18 protein-coding genes are annotated in these 19,375 nt (G+C 63.7%); 8 read left to right on the top strand and 10 right to left on the bottom strand.

What is annotated here, in order from left to right; genetic code table 11:
- Positions 1-75 precede the first annotated feature (75 nt).
- The 3 genes from NKJ58_RS18180 (at position 76) to NKJ58_RS18170 (ending at position 2,834) form a co-directional block, all read left to right on the top strand.
- Positions 76-1,014 (top strand): ABC transporter substrate-binding protein, encoded by a 939-nt coding sequence (locus NKJ58_RS18180; RefSeq protein ID WP_352853571.1) that lies wholly within the window; start codon positions 76-78, stop codon positions 1,012-1,014.
- Between the two features lie 65 nt (positions 1,015-1,079).
- Positions 1,080-1,973 (top strand): sugar phosphate isomerase/epimerase family protein, encoded by an 894-nt coding sequence (locus tag NKJ58_RS18175; RefSeq protein ID WP_352853569.1) that lies wholly within the window; start codon positions 1,080-1,082, stop codon positions 1,971-1,973.
- Between the two features lie 618 nt (positions 1,974-2,591).
- The gene (locus NKJ58_RS18170) at positions 2,592-2,834 is read left to right on the top strand and encodes a DUF768 domain-containing protein (RefSeq protein ID WP_023670565.1); all 243 of its coding nucleotides are present in this window, start codon (positions 2,592-2,594) and stop codon (positions 2,832-2,834) included.
- Positions 2,835-2,867: 33 nt separating this feature from the next.
- Here the strand turns inward: NKJ58_RS18170 and NKJ58_RS18165 are convergent, their stop codons facing one another.
- Complete coding sequence (locus NKJ58_RS18165; RefSeq protein WP_352853568.1) at positions 2,868-3,986, bottom strand: DmpA family aminopeptidase; 1,119 nt, start codon at positions 3,984-3,986, stop codon at positions 2,868-2,870.
- Between the two features lie 8 nt (positions 3,987-3,994).
- Positions 3,995-5,668, bottom strand: coding sequence for an exodeoxyribonuclease VII large subunit (gene xseA / locus NKJ58_RS18160; RefSeq protein WP_023735728.1), 1,674 nt, complete (start codon positions 5,666-5,668; stop codon positions 3,995-3,997).
- Between the two features lie 91 nt (positions 5,669-5,759).
- On the opposite strand from xseA, the gene NKJ58_RS18155 reads away from it, so the two are divergent.
- Positions 5,760-7,958, top strand: coding sequence for a bifunctional diguanylate cyclase/phosphodiesterase (locus tag NKJ58_RS18155; protein ID WP_352521131.1), 2,199 nt, complete (start codon positions 5,760-5,762; stop codon positions 7,956-7,958).
- Positions 7,959-7,964: 6 nt separating this feature from the next.
- Here the strand turns inward: NKJ58_RS18155 and NKJ58_RS18150 are convergent, their stop codons facing one another.
- A complete protein-coding gene (locus NKJ58_RS18150) occupies positions 7,965-8,921 on the bottom strand; it encodes a LysR substrate-binding domain-containing protein (protein ID WP_023695095.1) in 957 nt (318 codons plus the stop codon).
- Positions 8,922-9,099: 178 nt separating this feature from the next.
- Here NKJ58_RS18150 and NKJ58_RS18145 point away from each other — a divergent pair, with 178 nt between their 5' ends.
- Positions 9,100-9,390 (top strand): DUF1127 domain-containing protein, encoded by a 291-nt coding sequence (locus tag NKJ58_RS18145; RefSeq protein ID WP_023670560.1) that lies wholly within the window; start codon positions 9,100-9,102, stop codon positions 9,388-9,390.
- A 233-nt stretch (positions 9,391-9,623) separates the two neighbouring features.
- On the opposite strand, the gene NKJ58_RS18140 is transcribed toward NKJ58_RS18145, so the two are convergent.
- From NKJ58_RS18140 to NKJ58_RS18125, 4 genes are all read right to left on the bottom strand, one after another.
- Positions 9,624-10,685 (bottom strand): DUF937 domain-containing protein, encoded by a 1,062-nt coding sequence (locus NKJ58_RS18140; RefSeq protein ID WP_352853566.1) that lies wholly within the window; start codon positions 10,683-10,685, stop codon positions 9,624-9,626.
- Positions 10,686-10,775: 90 nt separating this feature from the next.
- A complete protein-coding gene (locus tag NKJ58_RS18135) occupies positions 10,776-12,149 on the bottom strand; it encodes a glutamate--cysteine ligase (protein WP_023670558.1) in 1,374 nt (457 codons plus the stop codon).
- A gap of 114 nt (positions 12,150-12,263) precedes the next feature.
- A complete protein-coding gene (locus tag NKJ58_RS18130) occupies positions 12,264-12,998 on the bottom strand; it encodes a 16S rRNA (uracil(1498)-N(3))-methyltransferase (protein ID WP_023740490.1) in 735 nt (244 codons plus the stop codon).
- A 31-nt stretch (positions 12,999-13,029) separates the two neighbouring features.
- The gene (locus NKJ58_RS18125) at positions 13,030-13,677 is read right to left on the bottom strand and encodes a hypothetical protein (protein ID WP_023692351.1); all 648 of its coding nucleotides are present in this window, start codon (positions 13,675-13,677) and stop codon (positions 13,030-13,032) included.
- Between the two features lie 86 nt (positions 13,678-13,763).
- Here NKJ58_RS18125 and NKJ58_RS18120 point away from each other — a divergent pair, with 86 nt between their 5' ends.
- Positions 13,764-14,462 (top strand): type 1 glutamine amidotransferase, encoded by a 699-nt coding sequence (locus NKJ58_RS18120; protein ID WP_023681838.1) that lies wholly within the window; start codon positions 13,764-13,766, stop codon positions 14,460-14,462.
- A 371-nt stretch (positions 14,463-14,833) separates the two neighbouring features.
- Positions 14,834-14,974, top strand: a complete 141-nt coding sequence (locus NKJ58_RS18115; protein ID WP_006206855.1) for a hypothetical protein — start codon at positions 14,834-14,836, stop codon at positions 14,972-14,974.
- Here NKJ58_RS18115 and NKJ58_RS18110 read toward each other — a convergent pair.
- From NKJ58_RS18110 to NKJ58_RS18100, 3 genes are read right to left on the bottom strand one after another with little or no spacing between them, the layout of a single operon-like run.
- Entirely contained in the window at positions 14,971-15,738 is a 768-nt protein-coding gene (locus tag NKJ58_RS18110; protein ID WP_352853563.1) for a metallophosphoesterase family protein, read from the bottom strand. The genes NKJ58_RS18115 and NKJ58_RS18110 overlap by 4 nt on opposite strands.
- Positions 15,739-15,793: 55 nt before the next feature.
- Positions 15,794-16,930 carry an alpha-hydroxy acid oxidase gene (locus tag NKJ58_RS18105; RefSeq protein ID WP_023715638.1) on the bottom strand — a complete coding sequence of 379 codons (1,137 nt, stop codon included), beginning with the start codon at positions 16,928-16,930 and terminating at the stop codon, positions 15,794-15,796.
- Between the two features lie 12 nt (positions 16,931-16,942).
- The gene (locus tag NKJ58_RS18100; RefSeq protein WP_023695102.1) at positions 16,943-17,740 is read right to left on the bottom strand and encodes an FCD domain-containing protein; all 798 of its coding nucleotides are present in this window, start codon (positions 17,738-17,740) and stop codon (positions 16,943-16,945) included.
- A 205-nt stretch (positions 17,741-17,945) separates the two neighbouring features.
- Here NKJ58_RS18100 and NKJ58_RS18095 point away from each other — a divergent pair, with 205 nt between their 5' ends.
- The gene (locus tag NKJ58_RS18095; RefSeq protein WP_023686827.1) at positions 17,946-19,268 is read left to right on the top strand and encodes a DUF3422 family protein; all 1,323 of its coding nucleotides are present in this window, start codon (positions 17,946-17,948) and stop codon (positions 19,266-19,268) included.
- Positions 19,269-19,375 lie beyond the last annotated feature (107 nt).

Below are 19,375 nucleotides of genomic sequence, written 5' to 3'. Positions count from 1 at the left end.
TGACCTTGGTCGCCGGCGTAAACGACCGGTTTGTGTAACGCACCGTGAGAGGCGCGGGGCAATTGGAGGAAAGCAATGAAGACCATCGCTAAACTGCTCTGCGGCGTCGCACTCGCGGCCGCCGCCATCGCGCCCGCATCGGCCAAGGACCTCAACAAGGTCGGCATCTCGGTCGGCCTGCTCGGCAACCCCTTCTTCGTCGCCACCATCAAGGGCATCGAGGACGCAGCCAAGAAGATCAACCCGAAGGTCGAGGTAACCTCAGTGTCGGCCGACTACGACCTCAACAAGCAGGTCTCTCAGGTCGATTCCTTCATCGCCGCCGGGGTCGACGTGATCATGCTCAATGCGGTCGATGCCAAGGCGATCGGCCCGGCGGTGAAGAAGGCGCAAGCAGCGGGCATCGTCGTTGCCGCCTTCGACGTTTCGGCGCCAGGCGCCGACGTCACCGTCATGACCAACAACGTCAAGGCCGGCGAAGAGGCCTGCCAGTATCTGGTCGACCACACCGGCGGCAAGGGCGACTACGTCATCCTCAACGGCCCGGCGTCGTCGTCGATCCTGGAGCGGGTCAAGGGCTGCAAGGACGTCCTTGCAAAACACCCCGACATCAAGATCCTCTCCGACGACCAGAATGCCGAAGGCTCGCGCGACGGCGGCCTGAAGGTCTTTCAGTCGCTGCTGACCCGCTTCGACAAGATCGATGCGGTGTTTGCCATCAACGATCCGACGGCGATCGGCGCCCAGCTTGCGGCCAAGCAGCTCAATCGCTCGGAGTTCATCTTCACCGCAGTGGACGGAGCGCCCGATATCGAGAAGGAACTCGCTTCCGGCACCTCGATGATCAAGGCCTCGGCTTCGCAGGATCCCTATGTGATGGCTGGCCAGTCGCTGACGATGGCGGCTGAGCTGCTTGCCGGCAAGAAGCCGGCGGAGCCGACCGTGCTGCTCGACCCGAAGCTGATCACGGCCGAGAACCTGGAAGACTACAAGGGCTGGACCGCAGCCCGCTAAGCCTCCCAAGGCCGATGCGGCCGGGGCAACCCGGCCGCATCTCAATTCAGAAACGGGAGACGATCATGTCGCGCATCGGTATTCATTCCTTCGTCTGGTCGGCGAGTTCGGCGCAAGGCGACCTCGAACGGACGCTGGCCAACACCAAGGAGGCCGGTTTCGACCTGATCGAGTTCTCCTATCTTGACCCGGCCAATGTCGACGTTGGCGGGTTGGCCAGGCACATCGCCGACCTCAAGCTCGGCGTCGCGATCAGCATCGGCCTGCCGGCCGACGGCGACATTTCGAGTGCCGACAAGGCGGTTGCCGCGCGCGGCGTCGAGATCCTCAACGAGACGATCGCGCTTACCCGCGATCTCGGCGGCCAGAAGGTTGGCGGCATCCTCAGCACCAGCCATGGCTTGCAGACGCAGGCGCCGACGCGCGATCAGTGGAACCGCAGCGCGGGGACACTTGCGAAGGTTGCGGAGACGGCCAAGTCCGCCGGCGTCACGCTCAATCTGGAGATCGTCAATCGCTTCGAAAGCAATCTGCTCAACACCGCTTCACAAGGCCTGGCCTTCATCGCGGACACCGGCTCCGACAACATCTTCCTGCATCTCGATACCTTCCACATGAACATCGAGGAGGCCGATGTCGGACTGGCTATCCGCCATGCCGCTGACAAGATCGGTTATGTCCATATCGGCGAGAGCCATCGCGGTTTCCTCGGCACCGGCAATATCGACTTTGCCGCCATCTTCGATGCGCTGACCGCAATCGGCTATAGGGACGACCTCAGCTTTGAATCCTTCTCGTCGAAGATCGTCGACGAGAACCTGTCACGGAAGACCGCGATCTGGCGCAATCTGTGGGCCGACAATATGGAACTGGCCCGGCATGCGCGCGCCTTTATCGCAATCGGGTTGGAGACGGCGCAGCGCAAGGCAGAGCTTGTCGCATCGAGACATCGTCCTTAGCAGGAGCGCGCTGCCAAAGCGCCAATGTTGTCGTTCATCCTGCCCGCGCCTTACGTGCAAGGAATCGACGTCGGAGGCGCTGAGTGTGGCGGAGGCAGTCGAGCGGGGTGACGCTGACGAGAGGTTCTGATTTTGGCCACGAAACGCAATAAAATCAACATTTTGATACGCCCTCCGGGGCCATCCAATCTCCATACTGGACGGGGATGACGTTTGACACAGCGCGGCGGAAAGAAGCAGGATAGCTGATAGAGTCGACATCGCATAATGATGTCACTATATAGCGGCGGCTTCGACCGCGTAGCTGTGGCGGTGTACCACGAAGCAGCAGAAAATGTGTTACGCGTTGTGACCCCTATTGTGATACAAATCGGCCGTCGACAGCAGGAAAAGATCGTAAGAACAACAGCATAGAGCCGAAGCCGATCCGGCCAACGTACCACTCTATCAAACAATCAGAACGTGCTCCTTGAACCCTTCCCTTCATTCGGCTCTTCGGACCTCCGACAAGATCAACTTGCCGGGCGAAGCCGACTCGGTTGGAATGGCAGCATGCATCCTTTACCGGGTGCGGACGTTTACGGTTACCAACCGGCATAGCCGCCAGGGAAAAGCAGTATGAGTGAACATGCGATCGAGTTCTTGCGCGGATGGATCGGTGAAAAGGTCCACTGCCAGCACTCGCCGGTAAAGATCGAGAAGCAGGCCGAGACCCTCGCCAAGGAGTGCGCGGCCAAGGCCGCTGAGGTCGGCATTCCGCTGGAAGATATCCAGGAAGAAGTCGGCGACATCCAGGAACTGATCGCATCGCGGCTCGAAGAGGCGGCCGAGGCCGACCAGAGCAACGCGGCCAAGCCGTGACGCAACAGGCCTGGCGCCGCCAGGCCTTGTCCTCTATCCAAATCGATCTTTCAGCCAGGCCTTCGGCAGCGCCGGCACGAAATTGCCGTCGCGTCCGCTCATATCCTCATTGGCGACCATTGCATTGAGGATCGCCTCCTCTACGCCTTGCGCCACCGCATCGAAGAACGGATCGATATCGACGTCCGGGATGTAAGCGGCGTTTGCGGTTCGTCCCGACGGTGCAAGTGCTGCTTGCGGATTGGCGGTGGTGAAGGCCAGAAAAATGTCGCCCGAACTGTGGTAGCCGAAGCCGCCTGTCATGGCGATGCCGAGCGGCACGCGCTTTGCCAGCCGCTTCATCTGGTGCGGCAGAAATGGCGCATCGGTGGCGACGATGGCGATGATCGAGCCCTTTTCGGCACGCGGCGTGCCTTCGCGCATCGCCGGCTCTACCAGATCGGGCCCGACGCGGGCGCCGCGCAGTGTGAAATTGCGCCGCTTGCCGAAATTCGCCTGCACGAATACGCCGACCGTATGCCTGATACCCTGCCACTCGATGATGCGGGATGCCGTGCCCGAGCCGGCCTTGAAGCCAAAGGCAATCATTCCGGTGCCACCGCCGACACTGCCTTCCTCGATCGCTCCACCGGCGGCACCGTCGAGCGCGGCTTCGACATCTTCGAAGCCGACGTGATGACCGTTGATGTCGTTGAGGAAACCATCATAGGTCTCCGCCGCAACCGGCAGGCCCCAGCCGCTGTCGAGCGCCGCCGGCAGCACGCGTTGCATCCAGCGCAGCGTGCCGTCGCGGGTGACGCCGCAGGAATGCGTGTTGGTGATGGTGACCGGCAGGTTGAAGGCGCCGACTTCCTCGATAATGTGCGACCCCGTCAACTCGCCATTGCCGTTCTGGCTGAAGACACCGGCAAACACCGGCGTGGCGAGCTCAGCCAACGGCCGCGGCAGGATGGCGGTGACGCCGGTGCGCACCGGCCCCGTGCCAACCTCGAGCAGACCCTCGCCGGAAATTAGCGTCGCATAGCCGACCGATACGCCGGGCACATCGGTGATGGTGTTGAAGCCGCCCGGCGTGCCCTCGAAGGCAATGCCGAAAGCACGGGCGCGCGGCTTGCCCGCCGGCGTTTGAAGATGCGGGTCATGTCCGGTCATGCGGTCCTCTAAAAAAGCGAGCCCTGATTGCCCGGTTCTTTCGGTTTGCTGGCCGTCGGCTTTGCGGCGGGTTTGCTGGCGGGCGGCGTGGCCGCTGGTTTGGCAACGGCCTGCACCCGCTCGGCGTCGCCGGTCGCGACTGCATTTACGATGCCGTCGGCGAACTCCAGCTGCAGGCCAGCGCCCGGCGCCACATCAACTGCCAGTTTGATCACCGCGCCGTCGGCATCCTTGACCAGTGCGAAGCCGCGGGCCAGCACAGCCTTGTGCGACAGCGTTGCCATCAGCCTCTCGGATTGGACGATGCGGCCGCGCAGTCGCTCCAGCCTGAGCAGTACCGCTTGCGTGCCGCGTCTCGTCAAAGCTGTCAGAAGATCCCTCTGCACGGTTTGCCGCCGTGCCGTGGGCTCGATCGTAATGCGGCCTTGCAGCAAAGCCAGTTGCTGCCTGTGCCGTTGCAGGGATGCTTTCGCACATTTTGGCAACTGATCCGCCGCACGATTCAACTCCGCGCGCCGGGCTCTCGCCAATGCGCGCAGCGCCCCTTGGGCGCGCAAAAGGTTGCGGTCGTTGGTGCGTCGCGCCTCGGCAATCCGCCGCGACAGCGTTGCCGGAGTGAGCTTCACGGCGAAGAACCGAGCTTGCTTTCTTTCGGTGGAGACCATCAGCCCCCGGCTAAGCCGGCTGGCCGCCTCGTCCAGCCGCCGTCGCGGCAGCGCCAGCAACTGGTCGGGCGAGGGCAGCGCGCGGGCGGCCGCACGCGAGGCCTGCCGCTTGCGTTCGAAATTGCGCAAGGTAGCTGCTTTGAGCCGTGCGCCAAGACTGGCTAGTGTCGCTTCGAGGTCCGCTTTCACCGGCACCGCGATCTCCGCCGCACCTGTCGGCGTCGGTGCCCGCATGTCGGCGACGAGATCGATCAAGGTCCAGTCGGTCTCGTGGCCGACGGCCGAAATCACCGGGATGCGCGAGGCAGCGACGGCGCGCGCCAGCCCTTCATCGTTGAACCCCCAGAGGTCCTCGAGGCTGCCGCCGCCGCGCGCCACGATCAGAAGGTCGGGCGGCACGATCGCTCCATCCCAGGCCAGCGCGTTGAAGCCGTTGACGGCCGCCGTCACTTCCGCCCCCGCTGTCTCGCCCTGCACTCTCACCGGCCAGACTAGCACATGCAGCGGAAAGCGGTCCTTGATGCGATGGATGATGTCACGGATCACCGATCCGGTCGGCGAGGTGACGACGCCGATGGTGCGCGGCATGAAGGGCAGCCGCCGCTTGCGGCCGGCATCGAACAGCCCTTCGGCCTGCAGTCGCCGCTTGCGCTCTTCCAAAAGCGCCATCAGCGCCCCGGCGCCGGCGGGTTCTAGATTGTCGATGACGATCTGGTAGTTGGATTTGCCGGGATAGGTGGTGAGTTTGCCGGTGGCGATCACCTCCATCCCCTCTTCGGGGCGGAATTTCAGCCGGCTCATCGTGCCTTTCCAGACCACGGCATCGAGCCGCGCGCGGTCGTCCTTCAGGGTGAAATAGGCATGGCCGGAAGAGTGCGGCCCGCGATAGCCGGAAATTTCGCCGCGCACCCGCACATGGCCGAAGACATCCTCGACCGTGCGCTTCAGCGCGCCGGAAATCTCGCTCACCGTGTATTCGGTGGCATTGGTTCGTGATTCGGATTCTGCGTCGCTCATCGGCCGATTGAGCGGCTGTTGTCGCTCCGCGTCAAGATTCCATAACTTGATCTTAAGCCTGGCCTGATTGACTCTGGGCCAAGGAGGACGCATGAGCGCCCGCAAACAACGCAGCCCGTTGACGTTCCAGGTCACCCTGACGGTGCTGACGCTTGCCGTTTTTGCACTGGCCATCGTTGTCGGCTTCGGCCTTTACGCCACCATGCAGGCCGACCGGGTCTCGCTCGAGCGGCAGAAGGTTTTCCTTGCCAACGGCCTGCAGGACCAGATCGCCGCGGTAAAGCGCGAGCAGGAAAGCGTCGCCGTCTGGGATGATTCCGTTATAAACGCCAAGGCCGGCAACCAGACCTGGATGGCCGAGAATCTCAGCGTCTGGATGTACTCGTATTACGGCCACAACCGGGTCTATGTGCTGGACAACGCCAACCGGCCGGTCCACGCCATGCGCGAAGGCAAGGTCGTGTCGCCTGCCGTCTTTGGCGAGGACGAACCCGCTTTGCGGCCGACAATCGCCAGGTTGCGCCAGATGATGAGCAAGGACGCAAGCCAGGCCGGCGCAAAATTCGTTGCCGACGATCTGGTCTCGCTTGGCGGTCACCCTGCCATACTCAGCGTCATGCCTCTGGTGCCGAGTTCGGATCGCGTCACCCAGGCATCCGGCAGCGAATATCTGCATGTCTCTATAGAGTTCATCAACGACGCGGTGATCGGCAAGATCGCGCAGAAATATCTGCTGGCGGGGGCGCATCTCCTGCCGATGGCTCAGCCGCTTGGCTCGGCTGCCATTCCGCTTATCGACAAACAGGGTGTCATCCTCGGCTATATTGCCTGGGACCAGGAACGGCCCGGACTGACGCTGGTGGGCAAGGCCAGCCCGGCCCTGGCTCTGGCCGCGCTGGTTGCGGCGAGCGTGCTCGCCTTTCTGCTCCGGCGTCTGCGCCGTGCGTCATCGGCGCTGCAGACCAGCCAGGCCCAGGCGCAATATCTCGCCTTTCACGACACGCTCACCGGCCTGCCCAACCGGGCACTGTTCGAGGACAGGCTGCGGCGTGCCTTGCTTACCTCCGGCAATGAAAGCAAGGTCGCGCTGCTTTATCTCGATCTAGATCGCTTCAAGCATGTCAACGATACGCTTGGTCACCCGGCAGGGGACGAACTCGTGCGCCAGACGGCGGCCAGGCTTCAGCATACTGTTCGCGACGTCGACACGGTGGCAAGGCTGGGTGGCGACGAATTCGCGGTAATCCTGATCGATGTCCGCGACGTCAGGAACGCAGAGGATGTTTCCGAGAGGGTGCTGCAGAAACTGCAGGAGCCGTTCAAACTGATGGACGATCAGGTCTTTATCAGCGCCAGCATCGGCATAGCCTTGTCGACAGGCCCTGATGCCGATGCAGACGATCTGCTGCGCAAGGCCGACATCGCGCTCTACGAAGCCAAGAAGAACGGCCGTGGCCGCTACCAGGTCTTCGCCGGCGACATGGACGACCTTTTGCTGCGCAAGCGCAAGGTCGAGAGCGAGCTGCGCAGCGCGCTAAATGGCGGCACCGGTATCAAGCTCGCCTACCAGCCGGTCTTTGCCAGCGACGGCAAGACCATTGTCGGCGCCGAGGCGCTGATCCGCTGGGCGCATGAGGTCCATGGCGCACTGCCGGCGGCGCAGTTCATCGCCATCGCCGAGGAACGCGGCATGATCGGGCAGCTCGGCGCATGGGCCCTGCTGGAAGCCTGCCGCTTCGCCGTGAAGACCAAACTGCCGTGGCTCGCCGTCAATGTCTCGCCGCTGCAATTGCGCGACGCCGGCTTTGCCGAAGAGGTTGCCTCGATCCTCGCCGAAACCGGACTGGCGCCGAAGCGCCTGCAGCTCGAAATCACCGAAAACGTTCTCCTGGAAAACAACGACACCACCAGAGCGGCTCTGGCAGCCTTGCGCCAGTCGGGCGTCGGCATTGTGCTCGACGATTTCGGCACCGGCTATTCGTCGCTGAGCTATCTGCGCCGCCATGCCATAGACAAGCTCAAGATCGACCGCTCCTTCGTGCGGCTTCTCGACGGCGACGGCAATTCGGGCGCCATCGTCAAGGCGCTGATCGATCTCGCCGGCGCGCTCAAGGTCGAGGTCACCGCCGAGGGCGTAGAGACCGAGGTGCAAAAGGCGCTGCTGGTCGCCATGGGCTGCCAGCAGCTGCAGGGCTACCTCTTGTCGCCGCCGCTGGAGCCGGCGCAATTGGTGGCGCTGCCCGGCCTGTCGTCGGCCAACGCAACGACGGAGGCGGCAGCGTCGGCCTGATCGTTCCTACCAGCCAGGCAGGATCTGGTTCGGCTTGCTCCGCTTCATCTTGGCGAAGGCGAGCGAGGCGAAATCGAAGCTTCCCGTTTCTTCGCCGAGCGGCACGGAAATATTGTCGAGGCTTTCCGAGATGTGCCGGGCCAGCGCGTCGACGATTTCGGGACGCGAGGTCTGGCCGCGCATGATGCCGATGCGGCAGTCGGGTAGGGCGCCAAAACCGTCGGCTTCGCCCAGCACTCGCATGCCGGGCCGCAGCGCGCATTCCGGCAGCACCGAGATCGCCAGCCCCGACAGCACCGCGGCGGTGATGACGGTGGCCGAGAAGCTGGTGAACAGGATTCGATAGTCGCGGTTTTGCCGGTCGAGCACATCGACGGCGGCGCGCCGCCAGATGCAGTTCGGCCGGCCGAAGGCCATCGGCAGCACTTCCTGTTCGTGCGTGGCATGGTTGGCCGAGGTCACCCATAGCAGCGGCTCGCGCCGCACCACTTCCGACTGGCCGCGCGTATCGTTGTGCGTCACCAGCGCAAGATCGAGATTGCCGCGCTTGATATGCTCGACCAAGCCTGGCGTAGGCTCGCAGATGACGGTCAGTTCGACGCGCGGGTTTGACCGTGTGAAGCGTGCCATGATTTCGGGCAGGAACCGGTCGGCATAGTCGTCGGGGGTGCCGATGCGGATGGTGCCTTCGAGCCGCTGGTCATCGAAGGCGGCCAGCGTTTCGCGGTTGAGATAGAGCAGGCGGCGCGCGTAGGAGAGCAGCTTGTCGCCTTCCTCGGTCAGCCTGTTGGTGCGGCCGTCCTTTTCGAACAGCGGCTTGCCGATCCGCTCTTCCAGCCGGCGCATCTGCATCGACACCGCCGATTGCGTGCGCAGCACTTCCTCGGCCGCGCGGGTGAAGCTGCCGGTATCGGCAATCGAGATGAAGGTCTGCAACTGGTCGAGATCGAGTGGCGCTTTCATCGGTCCAATCCATCACTAGCGTTGATGCTAAAGATTAGAAACATTCGTTGGATTAATCAATCGGTGCGTGGCAAATTCACATTGTCCACATGAAGGCATGTGAATCGAGACCGGAACGGCCGCTGTCCCCAGCGCCGATCGCCTGGTCTTGTCCAGTTCGAGTCTGAAGGAGACCGACATGACCACGTTTGATTTCGCTACCGAGACCTCGCGCATAACCTCGCGTCCGGCCGTTGCGACGCGCGTGGCCAACACCCTTCTCAATGCCTACCAGGCCTGGAAAAATCGCCGGGCCTTCTATCGCCTCGGCGAGATGTCGGACGCCGAACTCGCCGATATCGGCCTGACGCGCGCGGATCTCCATGTCGCCATCGATGTGCCGTTCGGTGCCGATCCGACCGTGAAGCTGCGTGCGATTGCGAGCGATCGTGCCGATACGATCGAAGATCTCGCCCGCCAGATAGCGTGATATCGGGCGCATTGTTTCGGCTGCCGTGAACCTTTCTCAGGCTCGCTGCGACCAACGAGTATAGCAGGCTCCCCACTCCCTGCCGGTTCCCCGCCGGCCAGCCTGCACACTGGCCCGCTCCTCCTCCAGGACCGGGCTTTTCTTTTAAAGCTCCGTCGTCATCGTGCGGTCTGCGCCGCGTCGCTTCGTTCCTTGCTCCGAAGCCGCGAAGGTCAGCGCCCAACTACCGCCAACTACCGCCGGTCCATGTCCCGCTTGAACTGGTCGAAGATCGTTTCCACGCCCTTCTGATAGTCGTCGCGCTGCTGGGCGCCAGTCTCGAACATCTTGCCGAAAATATCGTCGAACGGATTGCGTGGCCTGCCGCTCGGATTGGCCTGCGGTTGCGGCGCCTGGCGCTCCTGCGGTGCCTGTCGCGGCTGGGGTGCTTGCGGCTGCTGCGGCGCCGGCTGCCCGCCGGGCAGGCCGAAGCCGCCACCACCGCCTTGCCGCATCATCTCTTCAAAAATCTTGCCCAGCGGGTTGTCGCCGTAAGGGCTCTGCGTCTGTTGCGGCTGTGTTGGCTGCTGCGGCCGGCCCTGCGGTTGCTGTGCCGCGCCACCGCCGAACATATCCTGCAGCACCTTGCCCAGCGGATTGTCGCCATAGGGGTTGGGCGCCTGTTGCGGCTGGCTTTGCGGCTGTTGGGCGCCGCCGCCGAACATGTCCTGCAGCACTTTGCCCAGCGGGTTCTCACCGTAAGGATTGGGTGCTGGCTGCGGCGCAGGCTGTGCCCCGCCGCCCGCCTGCCGCATCATCTGTTCGATGATCTCGCCGAGCGGATTGCTGCCGGCGCCGAAGCCACCGGCGGCCTGCATCTGACCCCCGGTCAACTGGTTTGTCGTCTGCTTGAACAATCCGCCCATCACCATCGAAGCGATGGCCGGCAGCATCTGCTGCAGGATCTGCTGGCTGACGCCGGTCGCCTGCGCGGCCTGGCTGGCCACCGCGCGCGACAGCTCCTTCGAGCCGAACAGATGACCCAGAATGCCGTTGCCCTCATTGACGCCTTGCGGTGAGAAAGCCCTGGTCGCGTCCTCGAAGTATTTGGCGTGCTGGCCGCTCGCCATCGCCGTCATGAAGGCGCCTAGCCCATAGGGATCGGCGGTGTTGCGTTGCAGCCCTTGCGAGAAGGCCGGCAGCAGAGCGGCGACAGCCGCCTGCGTCTGCTGCATGGAAAGCCCGTACTGCTGGGCAAGCGCCTGCATGCCGTTGCCGTTCTGCGCCTGCGCCAATATGTCGAACAAGGTAGGCATCGGTTTCTCCTCCCGGAAATCCTCGAGGGAGAACCTAGTTCGTTTCGATGTTCGATTGAAGCGGCTTTTGCCGCTGCTCAAGGCGCGACGCTAATACGCATATTCCATGAACACCGGCTCGATCGAGCCGCCCCAGCGCGTGTGGTAGGCCGACAGCATTTCCTCGGCACTGGTGGTACCGCGCGCCACGACTTCGTCCAGCGTGTTGAGGAACGAGGTCTCGTCATAGCCGTCGCGGTTCTTCCTGCCGCGATTTTTCAGCCCAAGGCGCGAAATGGTCATTACATCGCGGCCGATCTCACGCAGCGTCGTGTTGCGGAACGGCGCGGAAATGCCTTGTTCCGGCACCGCATTGCGCATCGCCAGCGTTTCTTCATAGGTCCAGCTCGAAGTCAGCGCCTCGGCGGCGTCGAGCGCGGCCTCGTCATAGAGCAGCCCGACCCAGAAGGCCGGCAGCGCGCAGATGCGGCGCCACGGCCCGCCATCGGCGCCGCGCATTTCGAGGAAGCGCTTCAGCCTGACGTCAGGGAACAGGGTCGACAGATGGTTCGCCCAGTCGCCCATGGTGGGCAGTCCGTCCGGTACTTCATTGCGGGCAACGCCGGCCATGAACTGGCGGAAGGTGATGTGCGTCATGTCGTGATAGTGGCCGTCGCGGATGACGAAATACATCGGCACGTCGAGCGCCCATTCGACATAGTCGGCAAAGCCGAACTCGGGCGAGAAGCAGAATTCGAGCAGGCCCGAGCGCTGGTTGTCGGTGTCGCGCCAGATGTCGCCGCGCCAGCTCTGCAGCCCGTTCGGCCGGCTGTCGGTGAAGGGCGAGTTGGCAAACAGCGCCGTCGACAGTGGCTGCAGCTTCAGCGACACCTGCATCTTGCGGCGCATGTCGGCTTCGCTTTCGAAGTCGAGGTTCACCTGGATGGTGCAGGTGCGATACATCATGTCGAGACCCTTGGTGCCGACCTTGGGCATGTAGCGGGTCATGATTTCGTAGCGCGATTTCGGCATTTTCGGCGTCTCGGCCAGCGACCATTTCGGGCTGCCGCCGAGGCCGAGAAAGCGGATGCCCATCGGCTCGGCGATCTCGCGGACCTGCGCCAGATGCGCATTGCCCTCGCGGCAGGTCTGGTGGATCGTTTCCAGCGGCGCGCCCGACAGCTCGAACTGGCCGCCAGGCTCCAGCGAGATCGCGCCCTGTCCGGTCGGCTCGACCAGGCCGATGATGCGGCCGTCATCGATGATCGGGTCCCAGCCGAGCTTTTGCTGCATGCCTTCGAGGATGGCGCGGATGCCGCGCTCGCCGCCATAAGGCACCGGCGCGTTGCCGTCGACATAGAAGGGGAACTTCTCGTGCTCAGTCCCGATGCGCCACTTGTCGCGCGGCTTGTTGCCTTCGGCCAGATGCTCGACCAGTTCGTCGATGCCTTCGATTGGCCGGAAATCGGTTGTGTCGCGCGCCATGGGGCCCCCTCTGCGGCTCTCGGAGCCCGCCGGCGCTAAATGGACGAAATGTCAGCAGCCGATCAAGCGAAAAATCCTGAGCCACAGGTCAACAGGAATTGATCTTTACGCTTCTTACCAGTCTCCGACCGTCGCCTGCATCACCGCAAGCGCCGCTACAGCTGCTGTGTCAGCGCGCAGGATGCGCGGTCCGAGCGGGATGGCAGTGACGAAGGGGAGCGCCCGCAGCATCTTGCGTTCGTCGTCGGAAAAGCCGCCTTCCGGCCCGACCAGCAGCGCCAGCTTCCTCTCCGGCACCGCCTGCAATGCCGGCAGCGGGTTGTTGGTCGAGGCATCCTCGTCGCAGAAGATAAGCCGGCGTTCCTTGTCCCAGCCGGAGAGCAGGCGCTCGAATTTCTCGGCCTGGCGCACTTCCGGCACCGCCAGTATGCCGCATTGCTCGGCCGCCTCGACGACATTGGCGCGCAGCCGGTCGATGGAGGGTTTTGCCACTTGCGTGTGCTGGGTGATCACCGGCTGCAGGATGCCGGCGCCCATCTCGACCGCCTTCTGCACGAGATAGTCGAGCCGGCCCTGTTTCAGCGGCGCGAAGCAATAGATCAGGTCAGGCAGGGGCGGTTGCGGTCTCTGCGAGGCCAGCACCTTCAGCCGCACCGCCCTTTTCGACCTGGTGGCAATCGCCGCCGACCACTCGCCGTCGCGGCCGTTGAAGACCAGGATCTCGGCGCCTTCGCCGAGCCGCAGCACATGCGTGAGATAATGGCTCTGCTGCTGGCCGGCATCGAATTCGATGCCTGCCGCGAGGTCGTCCGGCACGAACAGCCGCTGCATCTTGTAATTGGCGCGCATCGCCGAGGAATGGGCGAGGCGGTGCCTGGCGTCAAGTCTCGGCGGAACGATGCCACACCGGTTCAAAACCGTGCCGCAGCACCGAAACGGTCGTGGCCGGTGTGAGCAGGCGCAGCGACCGGCCGGCAAGGCTGTCGAAGGCCGCCGCATCGCCATAGCCTGCGAACGACCAGGGCAGCGCGTTGCCGCCGCGCAGCGCATAGGCCGAGCCGCCATCCGCGATCATCGCTCCGTCCGGCAATTCGGCAAGCTCTCCCATGGTGACATCAGGTGGCTTGCCGCCCGAAGCCAGCCGCTCCTTGTGCAGCCGCTTGTCCACCATTGGCGCGCGCGGTTCGTTTACACCGAAGACTTTGCCGAAACGCCCGACAAAATCCGTGGCTCGCTCACGCCGGCAATAGAAACAGGGACGGTGCCCGGCGGCCAGCGCCGTCACCTCGTCGAGGAAGAACAACTCGGTCCAGCCGGCCCTGCCGCCCGGCCGATTCCTGCCCATCGGCTCGCGCCGCACATTGCGGAATTGGCAGACGCAGATGATCCAGGCCGGCAAGGCCCAACGCTTTTTCAGCAGCGTCTTGGTCTCAGGATCGTGGATGATGCCGCGATTGCCGGTGAACAGGCCGCGCTCGGATATGGCATGGATGGCGCCGAACGGATCGACCCGGTTCTGCAGTGGCATAGCTCTCTCCCGAATACGCATCTTGGCTGCAATGCTGGCGACATGATATCGCTCGTCGCGTCATTTCATGTCAGCAGGGTTTTGCGATGCGGGTGCTGGTGGTCCAGAACTACGACAACACCGGCCTTGGCCAGGTTGGTGCCGCGCTCGCCGAAGCCGGCGCCGATCTCGACCTGCGCCGGCCCTACAAGGGCGATGCGCTGCCGGACGACGCGACCGGACACGATGCCATGGTGATGCTGGGCGGCGGCCAGAATGCGCTGGCCGACGATGACTACCCGTATTTCCCGGTGCTGCTCGAACTGACCCGCGATTTCGCCGCCAAGGATCGCTCGGTTCTCGGTATCTGCCTGGGCAGCCAGTTGGTTGCCCGCTCTTTCGGCGGTGAGAACCAGATCGGCGGCGCCTCGGAATTCGGCTGGCACAAGGTATCGCTGACGCCGGACGCCAGAACCGATCCGGTGCTTGGCGCACTTCCCCAGGATTTCCCCATCTTCGAATGGCACGACGACACTTTCGCGCTGCCGTCAAATGCGGTGCGGCTTGCCGGCAGCGAAATTGCCGAGAACCAGGCGTTCCGTATCGGCCGCGCCGTCTACGGCTTCCAGTTCCATTTCGAGGCCGACCAGCCGATGGTGAGGGACTGGAGCACATCCTTCGCGCCGCTGATTGCCGATCGCCATCCCGACTGGCAGGATCGCCTCGACAGCGAAATGGCACGCAACGGCCCCGAGGCCGACGCCGCGGGCTTGGCCATTGCCCGCGCCTGGGTGGCGACGATCTGAGACTGGCCGCGCGCAGTCAGCAATTCCAGGAAAAGTGTGAAGCGGTTTTCCGTCCGGAATTGCGTCAGATAAAAAGATAGAGCGGTTCGCCGTAGCGGCGAACCGCTCTATCCGTTGCATAATTGGCACGCGGCGGGGAATCTGCCGGGGACAACTTCTTTCGTCCTTGGTTTGTGGCCGAACGCTATCCTACAAGGCGCGCGCTATGCATCGGCAATGCAACCGCGATGAACCTTCTGTGTGATCCGCGCGACACACCGCCGATACAGAATCGACCTACAAGCGCGAAATCGTCGAAACTTTGAGACGAATTCTCGGTTTCAACCCATTGGTAACCGCCTCGTGCCCAGATGCAGGAAGCTCAACTAGAGATGACGTCCGTGAAAGCAGCGCTTCTGTCCTTTGTCATGCTGTCTGCCATCGTTTTGTGCGGTCTCGGCATTTATTCCGCCGATGCAGCCAACAACCATCAGGCCGTCGACGGCTACGGCGTCACCGCCGCGCTTCGCTAAAACGCTTTTCCCTGCACAGTCAGGACACGCTTGTCCGCGCCGTCCACGGCGAGCGCGCTGAGCATGCCTGACTGCCAGGCGAGCGTGTCGACATTGACGCGGTTCGGCATCACCTCCGCCCCCGGCACCGGTGTGTGGCCGTGCACGATCACCTTCGGGTAAAGCCCTGGATGGTTGTGGAAGACGTCGCGTATCCAGACCAGATCCTGCGGGCTCTGGCTCTCCAGCGGCACGTCAGGCCTGACGCCAGCATGGCAGAAGAAGAAATCACCTGATATCAGTGACAATTGCAGCGACCGCAGGAAGTCGACATGGGCTTGCGGTACAGCATTGACCAGTGCCTGGTGTCCCCGCCGTAACGCCTCGGCCTTGCCGAACCAGCTTGCGTGTCCCGCTAGGTCGACGCCATAGGATTGTGCCGTCTGCACGCCGCCATAGCGGATGAACAGCCCTTCCGGGTCAGGCTCGTCGAGAAAATCGAGGAAGCCGATATCGTGGTTGCCGGCGAGCATCAGATGCCGTGGATCGCGTTTCTGTGCCTCGATCAGGAAGTCTATGACGCCCTTGGACTCTGGTCCGCGGTCGACATAGTCGCCGAGGTGGATGACGCGCCAATCGCTGGTCGGCTTGTATTCGAGTTCGCTCTCGATGCGGCGATGCATGGCGGCGAGCAGATCGAGCCGGCCATGCACGTCGCCGATCGCATAGAGGCGCATGCCATCGGGCGCGCGCGCGTCGAGGTAGTGGATGCCGGTCTCGATCAAGGCGGCTTCGTCTCCGTGATCCAGCGAGGCTAGGGTCTAATCGGTGAACAAGACCCTATCGCCGCAACTGGTCCTTGCCCATCTCGGTCACCAGCCGTTTGCCGCACAGTGCCAGCGTGATGTCCATCTCCTTGCGGATGATGTCCAGCGCCAGGGTCACGCCTTGCTTGCCCATGGCGCCCAACCCGTACAGGAACGGGCGGCCGATATAGGTGCCCTTGGCGCCGAGGCAAAGCGCCTTCAGCACGTCCTGGCCCGAGCGGATGCCGCCGTCCATATGCACCTCGATCCTGTCGCCGACGGCATCGGCGATCTCCTCCAGCGCCATGATTGACGACGATGCGCCGTCGAGCTGGCGCCCGCCATGGTTGGAAACGATGATGGCGTCGGCGCCGGTCTCGACCGCCATCAGCGCGTCCTCTTTGTCGAGAATACCTTTCAAGATCAGCTTGCCGCCCCAGCGCTCCTTGATCCAGGCGACGTCCTTCCACGACAGGTGCGGGTCGAACTGCTCCGTCGTCCACGATGCCAGCGAAGCGACGTCGCCGACGCCCTTGGCATGGCCGACAATGTTGCGGAAGGTGCGGCGCTTGGTGCCGGCAATGCCCATCAGCCAGCGCGGCCGCATGGCGATGTTGGCAATGTTGGCCAGCGTCATCTTGGGCGGCGCCGACAGCCCGTTGCGGACATCCTTGTGGCGCTGCCCCAGGATCTGCAGGTCGAGCGTCAACACCAGCGCCGAGCATTTTGCAGCCTTCGCCCTGTCGATCAGGTCGAGCACGAAATCCTTGTCGCGAAGCACGTAGAGCTGGAACCAGAACGGCTTCTTCGTCACCGACGCGACATCCTCGATCGAGCAGATGCTCATCGTCGACAGCGTGAACGGCACGCCGAATTCCTCTGCCGCCTGCGCCGCCAGCATCTCGCCATCGGCATGCTGCATGCCGGTCATTCCAGTTGGGGCAAGCGCCACCGGTATCGCCACTTTCTCGCCGATCATGGTCGATTCCAGCGAGCGGTTGCTCATGTCGACCAGTACGCGCTGACGGAATTTTATCTTCTGGAAGTCCTCCTCGTTGGCGCGGTAGGTGCTTTCGGTCCAGGCGCCGGAATCGGCATAGTCGTAGAACATCTTCGGCACCCGCCGGCGCGCCAGGTCCTTGAGATCGGCAATGGTGAGGATGTCGCTCATGGTGGTTCCTCGTTAGCCAGTCGTCTTGAAGCCGTCGTCGGCGTCGGAGCGCTGCTTAAGCCTGAGCCGCGACACGCGCTGCCAGTCGCCGCTGCGTTCGGCCTCGAGCATCGAGCGCTCGACATAGGAGATATGGTCCATCGCCGCTTGGCGGGCAGCTGAAGGATCGCCGGCCTTCACGGCTTTGTAGATCGCGCCGTGCTGGGCCAGCAGCGCCTCGCGCGCTCCGGGCACGCTGAACACCAGAAGCCGGTTCTGGAACACGCCTTCAGACAGCAGCCGGTAGCAGGAGCGCAGTGTGTGCAAGAGGATGATGTTGTGCGCGCATTCGCACACAGCATGGTGGAACTCGACGTCGATTTCCGCCTCGTCGTCGAAATCGCCGGTGCGGTGCGCCTCGTCCATGCGCGCCATGATGCGGTCGAGCAGCGCAATGTCGTCCGCTGTCGCGCGCCGCGCCGCATATTCGGCCGCAACACCTTCGATCTCGCGGCGGTATTCCAGATAGTCGGTCACCGCCTTGCGGTGCATCGAGATGAGGTCGGTCACCGGCTTGGTGAACAACTGGCCGATGACGTCGGCGACATGGGTGCCGCCGCCGGCCTTGGTGATCAGCAGCCCGCGCCCTTCCAGCGCCTTCAGCGCATCGCGCAGGATCGGCCGCGACACGTCGAACTGGCGCGCCAGCTCGCGCTCGCCCGGCAGCCGGTCGCCGGTGCGCAGCACGCCTTCAAGGATCAGGCTTTCGATCTGCTGCACCACCTCGTCGGCGGTGCGCGAATGCTCGATCCTGGAGAAAATATCGCTCAACGGGGGCCTGGGAAATTGAACCGGCGTCGCGCAAGATAAAGCCAGCGTCGCCAACTGGTCAAATTATTTATCCAATTTGCCCAATCGGGTCGGTCTGCGCGTCGCGCCGGCAGGACCTACGATGCTAGACTTTGGTGTTTACGCGCCTCATGGATTGCCTTTAGAGGACGCCATCACACGAAGGGTCGAGAACAGGGGGACCACCGTGTCGGACGAGACGTCCAACCTCGAATTCCAGCCGCGCGCCCAGGGCAGCGTGATGGGCTTTCCCGCGCATGAGGGACGGCCCGGCGCGATCGGCGAGGTCCATGCCCGGCCGCATCCGCTGATCGAGAAGCCGCGCGTGCTTGTGCAACTCGCCTTCATGACCGAGGGCGGCTCCGGCGTCGACATGGCCGTGCTCTCCGAACTGTCGCGGCGCCTCGGCATCGCGGCGCCCGACCGTCATGCCCGCCACCACGCCATGAAGTGGGGCAAGGGCACGCTGCGCTGGGAGCGGCATACGGAATTCTCGACCTATCTTTGGGAAGGGCCGCTTGCCGAAAGCGGCAGGGCGCAGGAGGATTCTCCTTTCGGCAACGGGTTCTCGCCGCCGGGAACGGTGATCTCAGGCATAAGGCTGGAGATCCGCAAATGGACGCCGGCAAGCGAGAAGCTGATTGCGGCCTTCGACCCGACGAGCCTCTGCTATTCGCTGGTCGAGCGCGGCAATGCGGCCATCGTCACCGATTTCCGCCAGGACGGCGACGGCCTGACCCGCATCCTGGTGCTTGATCGCGGCCTGACGCCGGCGCGGACCGGCGCGCTGTCGCAGCGGCTGATCGACGTCGAGACCTACCGCACGCTTGCCATGCTCGGCCTGCCGCTGGCGCTGACCCTGTCGAGCCGCGCCCGCCGCATCGAAGACCGGTTGGCGCAGACCACGCTGGAAATGAAGGTCACTGAAACCCGCGACAGCCAGACGCTGCTCGCCGACCTGACCGAGCTTGCCGCCGAGCTGGAAGCCGATGCCGCCTCCAGCCTCTATCGCTTCGGCGCCAGCCGCGCCTATGACGGCATCGTTGTCGAGCGGCTGGAGGCGCTGGACGAAGAAGCCGTGCCCGGCTACGACACTTGGGGCGGCTTCCTGCAGCGGCGGGTGGCGCCTGCCATGCGCACCTGCCGTTCGGTCGAGGAGCGCCAGGCCAACCTGTCGCGCAAACTAACCCGCGCCACGACGCTGCTGCGCACGTGGGTTGATGTCGAGGTCGAGAAGCAGAACCGCGATCTGCTGGCGTCGATGAACAACCGCGCCCGGCTGCAACTGCGGTTGCAGCAGACGGTCGAGGGCCTGTCGGTGGCAGCAGTGTCCTACTATGTCGTCGGTCTGATCTCCTACCTTGCCAAGGGCGCCTCGATCTTCGGCCATGCCATTGCGCCCGAAGTCGTCACCGCCGCCTCGGTGCCGGTCGCCATCGTGCTGGTCTGGTGGGGGGTGCGGCGAGTGAGGCGGATGCACTCCGAGCCGGCGAAACATCCGGGGGAGTAGGAGCGCACTTTACCCTCCCCCTTGTGGGGAGGGTCGATCCGCATAGCGGATCGGGGTGGGGGTGCTCGTAAAGAGCTTTCGTCGCGCGGACCCCCACCCCGCTCACT

Origin of the sequence: Mesorhizobium sp. M0139 (genome assembly GCF_040322455.1) — a bacterium.
Classification (GTDB): domain Bacteria; phylum Pseudomonadota; class Alphaproteobacteria; order Rhizobiales; family Rhizobiaceae; genus Mesorhizobium.
This window is presented reverse-complemented; position numbering and strand designations above follow the sequence as displayed.

Excerpts from the sequence above, each read along its gene's own strand:
- NKJ58_RS18180 (WP_352853571.1), top strand. The coding sequence starts at position 76 with ATGAAGACCATCGCTAAACTGCTCTGCGGCGTCGCACTCGCGGCCGCC.
- NKJ58_RS18175 (WP_352853569.1), top strand. The coding sequence starts at position 1,080 with ATGTCGCGCATCGGTATTCATTCCTTCGTCTGGTCGGCGAGTTCGGCG.
- NKJ58_RS18170 (WP_023670565.1), top strand. The coding sequence starts at position 2,592 with ATGAGTGAACATGCGATCGAGTTCTTGCGCGGATGGATCGGTGAAAAG.
- NKJ58_RS18165 (WP_352853568.1), bottom strand. The coding sequence starts at position 3,986 with ATGACCGGACATGACCCGCATCTTCAAACGCCGGCGGGCAAGCCGCGC.
- xseA (WP_023735728.1), bottom strand. The coding sequence starts at position 5,668 with ATGAGCGACGCAGAATCCGAATCACGAACCAATGCCACCGAATACACG.
- NKJ58_RS18155 (WP_352521131.1), top strand. The coding sequence starts at position 5,760 with ATGAGCGCCCGCAAACAACGCAGCCCGTTGACGTTCCAGGTCACCCTG.
- NKJ58_RS18150 (WP_023695095.1), bottom strand. The coding sequence starts at position 8,921 with ATGAAAGCGCCACTCGATCTCGACCAGTTGCAGACCTTCATCTCGATT.
- NKJ58_RS18145 (WP_023670560.1), top strand. The coding sequence starts at position 9,100 with ATGACCACGTTTGATTTCGCTACCGAGACCTCGCGCATAACCTCGCGT.
- NKJ58_RS18140 (WP_352853566.1), bottom strand. The coding sequence starts at position 10,685 with ATGCCTACCTTGTTCGACATATTGGCGCAGGCGCAGAACGGCAACGGC.
- NKJ58_RS18135 (WP_023670558.1), bottom strand. The coding sequence starts at position 12,149 with ATGGCGCGCGACACAACCGATTTCCGGCCAATCGAAGGCATCGACGAA.
- NKJ58_RS18130 (WP_023740490.1), bottom strand. The coding sequence starts at position 12,998 with ATGCGCGCCAATTACAAGATGCAGCGGCTGTTCGTGCCGGACGACCTC.
- NKJ58_RS18125 (WP_023692351.1), bottom strand. The coding sequence starts at position 13,677 with ATGCCACTGCAGAACCGGGTCGATCCGTTCGGCGCCATCCATGCCATA.
- NKJ58_RS18120 (WP_023681838.1), top strand. The coding sequence starts at position 13,764 with ATGCGGGTGCTGGTGGTCCAGAACTACGACAACACCGGCCTTGGCCAG.
- NKJ58_RS18115 (WP_006206855.1), top strand. The coding sequence starts at position 14,834 with ATGACGTCCGTGAAAGCAGCGCTTCTGTCCTTTGTCATGCTGTCTGCC.
- NKJ58_RS18105 (WP_023715638.1), bottom strand. The coding sequence starts at position 16,930 with ATGAGCGACATCCTCACCATTGCCGATCTCAAGGACCTGGCGCGCCGG.